This is a genomic window from Microbacterium meiriae (assembly GCF_040685015.1).
Lineage (GTDB): Bacteria > Actinomycetota > Actinomycetes > Actinomycetales > Microbacteriaceae > Microbacterium > Microbacterium meiriae.
The window spans coordinates 1-10,286 of record NZ_JBFBHD010000002.1; the positions used below are offsets into that span (position 1 = coordinate 1).

The window sequence follows — 10,286 nt, forward strand, 5'->3', positions numbered from 1 at the left end:
ACGCCCGGTCACATTCCGAACCCGGAAGCTAAGCCTCACAGCGCCGATGGTACTGCAGGGGGGACCCTGTGGGAGAGTAGGACACCGCCGGACTCCTTTTAGTCGAAATGGCCACCCATCGTTGGGTGGCCATTTTGCGTTTACGAGCGAAGAGAACAGAGAACAGGGAGCACCATGCCGGAAGAGGAAGAGCGCCGTCCACGTCGCAACGACGGGAACCAGCGCAACGAACGTCCTTCCGGAGGTCGCCCCGTATACCGCGACGGCGGTTCTCGTGCCGGTTCCGGCGACCGAAGCCCTCGGCGGGACGGTGGCTACAACCGCGATGGCGGCGCCCCTCGTCGTGAGGGTGGTTACAACAACCGTGACGGTGCCCCTCGTCGTGAGGGCGGTTACAACCGCGACAGCGCTCCGCGTCGTGAAGGCGGTTACAACCGTGATGGTGGTGCCCCTCGTCGCGAAGGTGGTTACAACAACCGCGATGGTGCGCCCCGTCGTGAAGGTGGTTACCGCGACAGCGCTCCGCGTCGTGAAGGTGGTTACAACCGTGATGGTGGTGCTCCGCGTCGTGAAGGTGGTTACAACCGTGATGGTGGTGCCCCGCGTCGTGAAGGTGGTTACAACCGTGATGGTGGTGCCCCGCGTCGTGAAGGTGGTTTCAACAACCGTGATGGTGCGCCCCGTCGCGAAGGTGGCTACAACCGTGATGGTGGTGCCCCTCGTCGCGAAGGCGGTTACAACAACCGGGATGGTGCCCCGCGTCGCGAGGGCGGCTACAACCGCGATGGTGGTGCCCCTCGTCGCGAAGGCGGTTACAACAACCGGGATGGTGCCCCGCGTCGCGAGGGCGGGTACAACCGTGACGGTGGTGCCCCTCGTCGCGAAGGCGGTTACAACAACCGTGACAGTGCCCCGCGTCGTGATGGTGGGTACAACCGCGACAGCGCTCCGCGTCGTGAAGGCGGTTACAACCGCGACAGCGCTCCGCGTCGTGAAGGCGGTTACAACCGTGACGGTGGTGCCCCGCGTCGTGAGGGTGGGTACAACCGCGATGGTGGTGCCCCTCGTCGCGAGGGCGGGTACAACCGTGACGGTGGTGCCCCGCGTCGTGAAGGTGGTTACAACCGCGACAGTGCCCCGCGCCGTGAGGGCGGGTACAACCGTGACGGTGGTGCCCCGCGCCGTGAGGGCGGGTACAACCGTGACGGTGGTGCCCCGCGCCGTGAAGGCGGGTACAACAATCGTGACAGCGCTCCGCGCCGCGAGGGCGGATTCGACCGGGAGCGGGGGAGTGACCGGTCTCGGTCCTTCCCGCAGCGCGGCGGTGCGGGGCGGGAGCGTCCTGCCAACGCGGCGAGCGAGCGTCCGCGGTTCGACGAGCCCCGCGTCCCGGAGGATGTCACGGCGCGCGACCTGCACCCCTCCGCGCGCAACGAGCTGAAGACGCTCAGCAAGGAGAACGCGGAGTTCGTCGCTCGGCATCTGGCGATGGCTTCTCGGCTGATCGACGAGGACCCGACCCTGGCGCACGAGCACGCACTCGCGGCGTCACGTCGTGCAGGGCGCATCGCGATCGTCCGGGAGACCCTGGGCATCACCGCCTACGCGACGGGTGACTTCGCCCTGGCCCTGCGGGAGCTCCGCACCTATCGCCGGATCTCCGGCAAGGACGACCAGATCGCCCTCATGGTCGACAGCGAGCGAGGCATCGGACGTCCCGACCGCGCCCTCGAGACCGGCCGCGCCGTGGACCGATCGGCTCTGACCACCCCCGTGCGCGTGGCTCTCGCGATCGCGATGTCGGGTGCCCGGCTGGACCAGGGCGACCTGGAGCTGGCCCTCGGGGAGCTCGAGATCCCGGAGCTCGACCCGGATCGCGCGTTCGAGTGGAGCCCCGCGCTCTTCGCCGCGCGCGCTGCCGTCCTGGAAGATCTCGGCCGCACGGACGAGGCGGAGTTCTGGGCGCACCGCGCCGAGGTCGCCGCGGAGGCTCTCGGTGTGGATGAGGCCGGCGACGAGGAGCTCTACGTCGAGGACGGTCTCGTCGAGGACGAGTTCTCCGAGGAGCACGCTGTCTCCGTCGAGGACGAGTTCTCCGACGAGGAGGAGTTCTCCGCCGACGACACCGTCGCCGACGAAGAAGCCGCTTCCGACGCGGAGACCGGAGACGACTCGTCCTCCTCCGACACGAACGAGACCCCCGAGCCCGCCGAGCCGTCCATCGAAGACGAGGTGCGCGAACTGCTCGGTGAGGACGACGAGACGGAGGACGACTCGCCCTCCGCATCCGAGAAGCCGGAGGCGTAGTGGGGCTCTTCACACCCAAGGCACGGAGGTCTCGAGCGGAACGGACGCCTCTCGAGGGCGTGGACACCGTCCTCGCCGATCTCGACGGCGTCGTCTACGCCGGTCCGGGGGCTCTGCCGCACGCGGTCGAGAGCCTGAACGCCGCGGCGCACGCGGTGCGTCTCGGCTACATCACCAACAACGCTTCGCGCACGGACGCCTCCGTGGCCGCGCATCTGACCAGTCTCGGGCTCGACGTCGCTCCGCAGGACGTCGTCACGAGCCCGCAGGCCGCGATGCGTCTGCTGTCCGGGATCGTTCCCGCGCCGGCGACCATCCTCGTGGTCGGCGGCGACGGGCTCGTCGACGAGGTGCAGAAGGCCGGGTACACGGTGACGCGCAGCGCCGAGGACGCTCCGCAGGCCGTGGTCCAGGGGTTCGCGCCCGAGGTGGCCTGGACGGACCTCGCCGAGGCGGCGTTCGCGCTGAAGGTCCCTGAGGACGAGGGCGGCATCCCCTGGATCGCCACGAACACGGACTGGACGATCCCGCGCGAGCGCGGCGTCGCCCCCGGCAACGGCACCCTCGTCTCCGCCGTGCACACCGCGATCGGTCGCCTGGCGACGGTGGCGGGCAAGCCGGAGACCCCGATCTTCGAGGAGGCGCTCGCCCGCTTCGGTGCCGCGAAGGCTCTGTTCATCGGCGACCGCCTGGACACCGACATCATGGGCGCCAGCCGCGCCGGCATCGAGTCCGCGCTCGTGCTGACCGGCATCGACCGTCCCAAGCACGTCCTCGCCGCGCCCGAAGGATCGCGCCCGACCTACATCCTGAGCGACCTGCGCGGTCTGCACGAGCCGTATCCCGAGCCCATCGTGACCGACGGCGTGTTCGACGTGAACGGTGCCGCCGTCCGCGTCCACGGAGCGGACGTCGAGATCGTCGCCGAGTCCGGCGAGCAGCTCGACCTCCTCCGCGCCGGCGCCGCGGCCATCTGGGCGTCCGGTACGCCGGTGTTCGTGCTGCGGGTTCCCGAACGGCTGTACGCCGACCCGTTCCACCGCCCCTGAGCCACGCGTGGCGCCGTCGGCCGTCGGCGGCGCCGCGTACAGTGGAAGCGTGAGTGACGAGACGACGACCAGCGCGCCGACGGACGGCCTGTGGAGTCGTCTGCGCCTGATCGAAGGTCAGCCGCTCTCCGCACGCGCGGACTTGTACTCGGCCCTGCACGACGAACTCTCTCGACGGCTCGAGAGCGGATCCCGGCTGGAACAGCGGGAGACTCCGGGACCACGATGACGCGACTCGACGCCGCCCTCGCCTCCCGAGGACTCGCCCGTTCGCGCACGCACGCCGCCACCCTCATCGCCGACGGTCTCGTGAGCGTCGACGGTCGCCCGGTCGTCAAAGCCTCGACTGCGGTCGGCGAGGAGAACACGATCACGGTGGCCGGCGCCGACCACTATGTCAGCCGCGGCGCGCACAAGCTCATCGCCGGGCTCGACAGCTTCACCATTCCCGTGCAGGGGCGCCTCGTGCTCGACATGGGAGCCTCGACCGGCGGCTTCACGCAGGTGCTGCGGGAGCGCGGCGCGCGGCGCGTGCTGGCTGTGGACGTCGGTCACGGCCAGCTCGCCCCGTCGATCGCGGCAGACCCCGATGTCACCGCGGTCGAGGGCTTCAACGTGCGGCACATGACCCGTGACAGTCTCGCCGCGGCGACGGGGGAGTCCGCCTCGCCCGACCTGGTGGTGGGCGACCTCTCCTTCATCTCGCTCGAGCTCGTGCTCCCCGCGGTGGTCGCCGTCGCGGCGCCGCGTTCCGATGTCCTGCTGCTCGTCAAACCGCAATTCGAGGTCGGCCGGACGGCGGTGCGCGGCGGTCTCGTCACCGACCCCGCCACCCGTGCCGATGCCGTCGCCCGCGTGGCGTGGAGCGCGTGGGACGCGGGGATGGGGATGGCGGGGATCGTCTCCTCCCCGATCCTCGGAACCCACGGCAATGCGGAGTATCTCGTCCACCTCGTGCCGGGCGGCGGCAGCAATCCGACAGAATGGATGGACACCATCAACCGGCTGGCAGGGGGACGATGAACGAGCGCAGGATCCTGGTCGTCGCCCACGCGGGTCGCGTCGACACCGTCGCGGCCGCCCGCCGGGTGATCGACGCCCTCCGCGGCGCGGGAGTGCGCCCCGTCCTGGCGGCCGACGACCACGCGGAGCTCTCCGCGGTCGATGCGTTCTTCGCGGACGTCGAGGTGCTGGATGCCTCCGCCGGTCCGGCGTCCCTCGAGCTCGCGATCGTGCTCGGCGGCGACGGCACGATCCTCCGTGCGGCGGAACTCGTCCGCGACAGCGGCGCCCCGGTACTCGGCATCAACATGGGCCACGTCGGCTTCCTCGCGGAGATCGACCGGGACGACATGGACGACGCGATGCGCCGCGTCATCGCCCGCGACTACGAGGTCGAGGAGCGCCTGGCGCTGTCGGTGCGGGTGAAGGACGCCTCGGGCGACGTCGTCTTCGAGACCTGGGCCCTGAACGAGGCGACCGTCGAGAAGGCGAGCCGGGAGCGCATGATCGAGGTGGTGCTCGAGATCGACGGGCGCCCCCTGTCGAGTTTCGGCTGCGACGGCATGGTCGTCTCCACCCCGACCGGCTCGACCGCCTACAACTTCTCCGCCGGCGGCCCGGTCATCTGGCCGACGGTCGAGGCCATCGCCGTCGTCCCGCTGTCGGCCCATGCCCTCTTCGCCAAGCCGCTCGTGGTGAGCCCCGACGCGGCCGTGGCGATCGAGATGCTGGAGCGGACGGACGGCTCCGGCATCCTCTGGTGCGACGGCCGTCGTTCCCACGACCTTCCGCCGGGTGCCCGCGTCGTCGTCCGTCGTTCGTCGCGCCCGGTCCGCCTCGCGCGACTGCACCCCACCGCGTTCACGAATCGTCTCGTCCGCAAGTTCCAGCTGCCCGTCGAGGGATGGCGCGGACAGGAACGGAGGAGCGAGGCATGATCGAGGAGATGCGCATGCAGGGGCTCGGCGTGATCGCCGATGCCGTCCTGCCGCTCGGCCCCGGCTTCACGGCCATCACCGGCGAGACCGGAGCGGGCAAGACCATGGTGGTCACCGGTCTCGGCCTGCTTCTCGGACAGCGCGCCGACTCCGGCGCCGTGCGCAAGGGCGCGGCGCAGGCGTCGGTGGCCGGTGTGTGGATCGTGCCGGAGACCGGTGAGGTCGCCGACATCGTCGCCGAGGCCGGGGGAGAGCTGGAGCCGGCCGGCGCCGGGACTGCGGAGCTGTACGTCTCGCGCACCCTCAGCGCCGAAGGCCGCAGTCGCGCGAGCGTCGGCGGCCGCGCCGCACCGGCGGGTGTGCTGTCCTCGCTCGCCGACGAGCTCATCGTGGTGCACGGGCAGTCCGAGCAGCTGCGGCTGCGATCGGCGGCCGCGCAGCGCGACGCCCTCGATCGCTTCGGCGGCGAGGCCATCGCCCGAGCGCTGGAGGAGTATCAGGCCGCGTTCGAGCACTGGCGCACGCTCGACGCCGAGATCGTCGACATCACCGCGAACCGCGACCGGCGCGCCGAGGAGGCCGCCCGGCTGCGGGAGGACCTGGCCCTGATCGAGGCCACCGCTCCCGAAGAGGGTGAGGATGAGGAGCTGACGGCCCGCGCCGAACGCCTCGCGAACGCGGAGGAGCTGCGGCTCGCGGCCGCCCTGGCCCACGGCTCCCTCTCGAACGAGGAGGGCGAGCCCGATGCGTCGGCGCTGGTCGCGGAGGCACGCCGGGCGATCGAGCGCGTGTCGGACCCGAAGCTGGCGGAGGTCGCCGAGACCCTGGCCGACATCGGCTACCGGATCGCCGACGCCGCCGGCGTGCTCTCCGGCTTCCTCGCCGACCTCGATGAGTCCGGCCCGCACGAGCTCGCAGCCGTCGAGGAACGCCGGGCCGCGCTCGGCGTCCTCATCCGTCAGCACGGTTCGCTGGCGGAAGCGCTGGCACTGTGGCAGACCGGTTCCGCACGGCTGGCCGAGCTCGACGATGACGGGGAGCGTCTGGAACGCCTCACCGCCGAGCGCGACGCGGCCAGGGCGGAGCTCGACGCCCGCGCCGACGCCCTCACCGCCGCCCGGAGCGAGGCCGCCGTCCGGCTCGGCGAGGCCGTGACCGCCGAGCTCCACGCGCTGGCGATGCCGGACGCACGCCTGGAGGTGTCCGTGGCGCCTGCTGCCGAGAGCACCCACGGGCGCGACGACGTCGCCATCCTGCTCGCGCCGCATCCCGGTGCCGAACCCCGCTCCGTCGCCAAGGGCGCGTCCGGCGGCGAGCTGTCGCGCGTGATGCTCGCGATCGAGGTCGTCATCGCGGCGACCGACCCCGTTCCCACCTTCGTGTTCGACGAGGTCGACGCCGGCATCGGCGGTGCCGCGGCCATCGAGGTCGGTCGGCGACTCGCCCGACTCGCCGAGAAGTCGCAGGTGATCGCCGTCACCCATCTCGCGCAGGTCGCCGCCTTCGCGAACAACCACCTGACCGTCGTGAAATCGAACGACGGCGCCGTCACCGCCTCCAGCGTGCGGCGGCTCGACGGGGAGGAGCGCGAGGCCGAGATGGCCCGTCTGCTCTCCGGACTCGCGGATTCCGATGCCGCACTCACCCACGCTCGTGAGCTTCTCAGCCTCGGCGTCTGAACGAACTGTTAGGATAGAAGCCCGTGATGAACTCTTCTTCTGCGGGGCCCAAGAACGACACGACCAAGCACATCTTCGTGACTGGTGGTGTCGTTTCGTCTTTGGGCAAGGGGCTCACCGCGGCCAGCCTGGGCAACCTCCTGACCGCCCGCGGACTCCGCGTGGTCATGCAGAAGCTCGACCCGTATCTGAACGTCGATCCGGGCACCATGAACCCGTTCCAGCACGGCGAGGTCTTCGTGACCGACGACGGTGCGGAGACCGACCTCGACATCGGCCACTACGAGCGCTTCCTCGACATCAACCTGTCCGAGGCGGCCAACGTCACGACCGGTCAGATCTACTCGCAGGTGATCGCGCGGGAGCGCCGCGGCGAGTACCTCGGCGACACCGTGCAGGTCATCCCGCACATCACCGACGAGATCAAGCGCCGCATGCGGCTGCAGGCCACAGAGGACCCGCGTCCCGACGTGATCATCACCGAGGTCGGCGGCACGGTCGGCGACATCGAGTCGCAGCCCTTCCTCGAGGCGGCCCGCCAGCTGCGTCACGAGCTCGGTCGCGACAGCGTGTTCTTCGTGCACGTCTCGCTCGTGCCGTTCATGGGGGCGTCCGGCGAGCAGAAGACCAAGCCGACCCAGCACTCGGTCGCCGCGCTCCGTCAGGTCGGCATCCAGCCGGATGCGCTCGTGCTCCGCAGCGACCGCCCGGTGAGCGCGAGCAACCGCAACAAGATCGCGCTGATGTGCGACGTGGACGTCGAGGGCGTCATCAACACCGTCGACCTGCCGAGCATCTACGACATCCCCTCCACCCTCAACGAGCAGGGCCTGGACTCCTACATCGTGAGGCGCCTCGGTCTCGACCAGAAGGCGGACGACGTCGACTGGACGCGCTGGAACAAGGTGCTGCACGCCGTGCACAACCCGAAGCACGAGGTCACGATCGGTCTCGTCGGCAAGTACATCGACCTGCCGGACGCCTACCTGTCCGTCACGGAGGCCCTCAAGGCCGGCGGGTTCGCGCAGGAGACCAAGGTCAACATCCGCTGGATCCCGTCCGACCTCTGCGAGACGCCCGAGGGCGCGCAGGAGCAGCTGGCCGAGCTCGACGGCATCTGCGTGCCCGGCGGCTTCGGCATCCGCGGCATCGAGGGGAAGCTGGGCGCGTTGAAGTTCGCCCGGGAGCAGGGGATCCCGACCCTCGGCCTGTGTCTCGGCCTGCAGTGCATGGTCATCGAGTACGCCCGCGACGTGGCCGGAATCGCCGGAGCCTCGTCCAGCGAGTTCGATCCGGACACCGCGGAGCCCGTCATCGCGACCATGGCCGAGCAGATCGAGATCCTCGACGGCGGCGACCTGGGCGGCACGATGCGCCTCGGTCTCTACCAGGCGGCTCTCGCGGAGGGCTCGCTAGCGCGCGAGGTCTACGGCGCCGCCGAGGTGTCCGAGCGTCACCGCCACCGCTACGAGGTGAACAACGCCTACCGCGATCGCCTGTCGGAGGCGGGGCTGGTGTTCTCGGGCCTGAACCCGGAGCTGGACCTCGTCGAGTACGTCGAGTTGCCGCGCGACGTGCACCCGTACTACATCGCCACCCAGGCGCACCCGGAGCTGCGCTCGCGTCCGACCGACCCGCACCCGCTGTTCCGCGGTCTTGTCGGCGCGGCCATCGCCCGGCACCGCGCGAGCGAGCTGTTCGACGTGCCCGTCGATGAGTGAGCAGGGGCTGGGCGCGGCGGACGAGTCGCTGCGCGACGAGTCCTTCGAGCCGGAGGTCCTGAGCAGCGACCTCGTCTACGAGGGGCGCGTCTGGGACGTGCGCTCCGATCGTGTCCGCTACGGCGAGGGCGAGATCGTGCGGCAGTACGTCGCCCATCCCGGCGCCGTCGCGATCCTCGCGCTGGACGACGAGGGGCGGGTGCTGCTCATCCAGCAGTACCGTCACCCGATCCGCCACCGCGACTGGGAGCTGCCGGCGGGCCTCCTCGACATCGAGGGGGAGGAGCCGATGGCGGCCGCCCGTCGCGAGCTCGCGGAGGAGGCCGACCTCGTGGCCGCCCACTGGGAGCCGCTGGTGTCCTCGTGGACGACGCCCGGAGGCAACGACGAGCTCATCCGGGTGTTCCTCGCGACGGGGCTCTCGGCCGCGGAGACCGCGCACGACCGCGAGGACGAGGAGGCGGACATCCGGCTCGCCTGGGTGCCGCTGGAAGACGCCGTCGCGGGAGTGATGGCAGGACGCCTGCGCAACGGCATCCTCTCCATCGGCGTGCTGGCGGCGGCGCAGAGGCTGCGCGACCGAGGCTGAGGATGCTGCTCGATCGCGCCCTCGACGCGTACCTGCGTCATGTGACGATCGAGCGCGGGCTCAGTGCGCACACGGTCGGCGCCTACCGGCGGGACCTCGAGGGCTACCGGGACTGGCTCACGGCTGAGGGGATCGACGACACCGCGGACATCACGTCCGTGGTGGTCGACCGTTTCGTCGCCGACCGTGCCTCGGCGGAGCCGCCGCCCGCGGCGACGAGCCTCGCGCGCCTGCAGTCCTCGGTGCGCGGCTGGCACCGGTTCCTCGCCCGGGAGGGCATCGAGGCGGACGATCCGACCGGACGCCTCCGCCCGCCGAAGACCCCGCGCCGGCTCCCGAAAGCCCTCACGATCGACCAGGTGGAGCGGCTGCTCGCCGCGCCGTCGGCCGAGGAGCCGCTCGGCATCCGGGACAGGGCGCTGCTGGAGCTCCTCTACGCCACGGGTGCCCGGGTGTCGGAGGCGGTCGGGCTCGACGTCGACGACATGGCGCACGGCGAGGTGCTGCGCCTGCGGGGAAAGGGCTCGAAGGAGCGCATCGTCCCCGTGGGGTCGTATGCCCGCGCCGCGGTCGACGCGTATCTCACCCGGGTCCGCCCGGGCCTCGCGGCGAAGGGACGTGCGTCGGCCCGGCTCTTCCTCGGCGCGCGGGGCGCTCCGCTCTCGCGGCAGAGCGCCTGGCTGGTGATCCGTTCCGCGGCGGAGCGTGCGCAGCTCACCGCCGAGGTCTCCCCGCACACGCTGCGGCATTCCTTCGCGACCCACCTCCTGCAGGGCGGCGCCGACGTGCGCGTGGTGCAGGAGCTGCTGGGGCACTCCTCGGTCGCGACGACGCAGATCTACACACACGTCTCGGTGGACGCCCTCCGCGACATCTACGCGACCTCGCACCCCCGGGCACGCTGATCCCGCGCGGATCCGCGCCTCCTCCCGAGGCGGCCCGCCGCGCGCCGGGACGGCCGGGGAACGCATGGCCGCTACAATCGAGCAAGCACGAAGGAG

General features: G+C 70.9%; 9 protein-coding genes and 1 rRNA gene. All 10 read left to right on the forward strand.

The features are described from left to right. A 5S ribosomal RNA gene (gene rrf / locus AB0N68_RS08480) occupies window positions 1-93 on the forward strand; the annotation flags it as partial. 1,395 nt (window positions 94-1,488) lie between these two features. Then, window positions 1,489-2,307, forward strand: coding sequence for a tetratricopeptide repeat protein (locus AB0N68_RS08485; protein WP_280570160.1), 819 nt, complete (start codon window positions 1,489-1,491; stop codon window positions 2,305-2,307). Further along, a complete protein-coding gene (locus AB0N68_RS08490; RefSeq protein WP_396654776.1) occupies window positions 2,307-3,356 on the forward strand; it encodes an HAD-IIA family hydrolase in 1,050 nt (349 codons plus the stop codon). Before AB0N68_RS08485 ends, AB0N68_RS08490 begins: the two co-directional genes overlap by 1 nt. Before the next feature lie 49 nt (window positions 3,357-3,405). Next, window positions 3,406-3,585: a hypothetical protein gene (locus AB0N68_RS08495; RefSeq protein ID WP_187661855.1), complete on the forward strand. Its 180-nt coding sequence runs from the start codon at window positions 3,406-3,408 to the stop codon at window positions 3,583-3,585. Next, window positions 3,582-4,379: a TlyA family RNA methyltransferase gene (locus AB0N68_RS08500; RefSeq protein WP_280570154.1), complete on the forward strand. Its 798-nt coding sequence runs from the start codon at window positions 3,582-3,584 to the stop codon at window positions 4,377-4,379. Before AB0N68_RS08495 ends, AB0N68_RS08500 begins: the two co-directional genes overlap by 4 nt. Further along, the gene (locus AB0N68_RS08505; protein WP_187661853.1) at window positions 4,376-5,296 is read left to right on the forward strand and encodes an NAD kinase; all 921 of its coding nucleotides are present in this window, start codon (window positions 4,376-4,378) and stop codon (window positions 5,294-5,296) included. The genes AB0N68_RS08500 and AB0N68_RS08505 overlap by 4 nt, the downstream gene beginning before the upstream one ends. After that, complete coding sequence (recN, locus tag AB0N68_RS08510; RefSeq protein ID WP_313366655.1) at window positions 5,293-6,975, forward strand: DNA repair protein RecN; 1,683 nt, start codon at window positions 5,293-5,295, stop codon at window positions 6,973-6,975. The genes AB0N68_RS08505 and recN overlap by 4 nt, the downstream gene beginning before the upstream one ends. Before the next feature lie 26 nt (window positions 6,976-7,001). Further along, a complete protein-coding gene (gene pyrG, locus AB0N68_RS08515; RefSeq protein ID WP_187661851.1) occupies window positions 7,002-8,696 on the forward strand; it encodes a CTP synthase in 1,695 nt (564 codons plus the stop codon). Next, window positions 8,689-9,285, forward strand: a complete 597-nt coding sequence (locus AB0N68_RS08520) for an NUDIX domain-containing protein (RefSeq protein WP_280569331.1) — start codon at window positions 8,689-8,691, stop codon at window positions 9,283-9,285. The genes pyrG and AB0N68_RS08520 overlap by 8 nt, the downstream gene beginning before the upstream one ends. 2 nt (window positions 9,286-9,287) lie before the next feature. Beyond that, the gene (gene xerD / locus AB0N68_RS08525; protein ID WP_187661850.1) at window positions 9,288-10,190 is read left to right on the forward strand and encodes a site-specific tyrosine recombinase XerD; all 903 of its coding nucleotides are present in this window, start codon (window positions 9,288-9,290) and stop codon (window positions 10,188-10,190) included. Window positions 10,191-10,286: the final 96 nt, after the last annotated feature.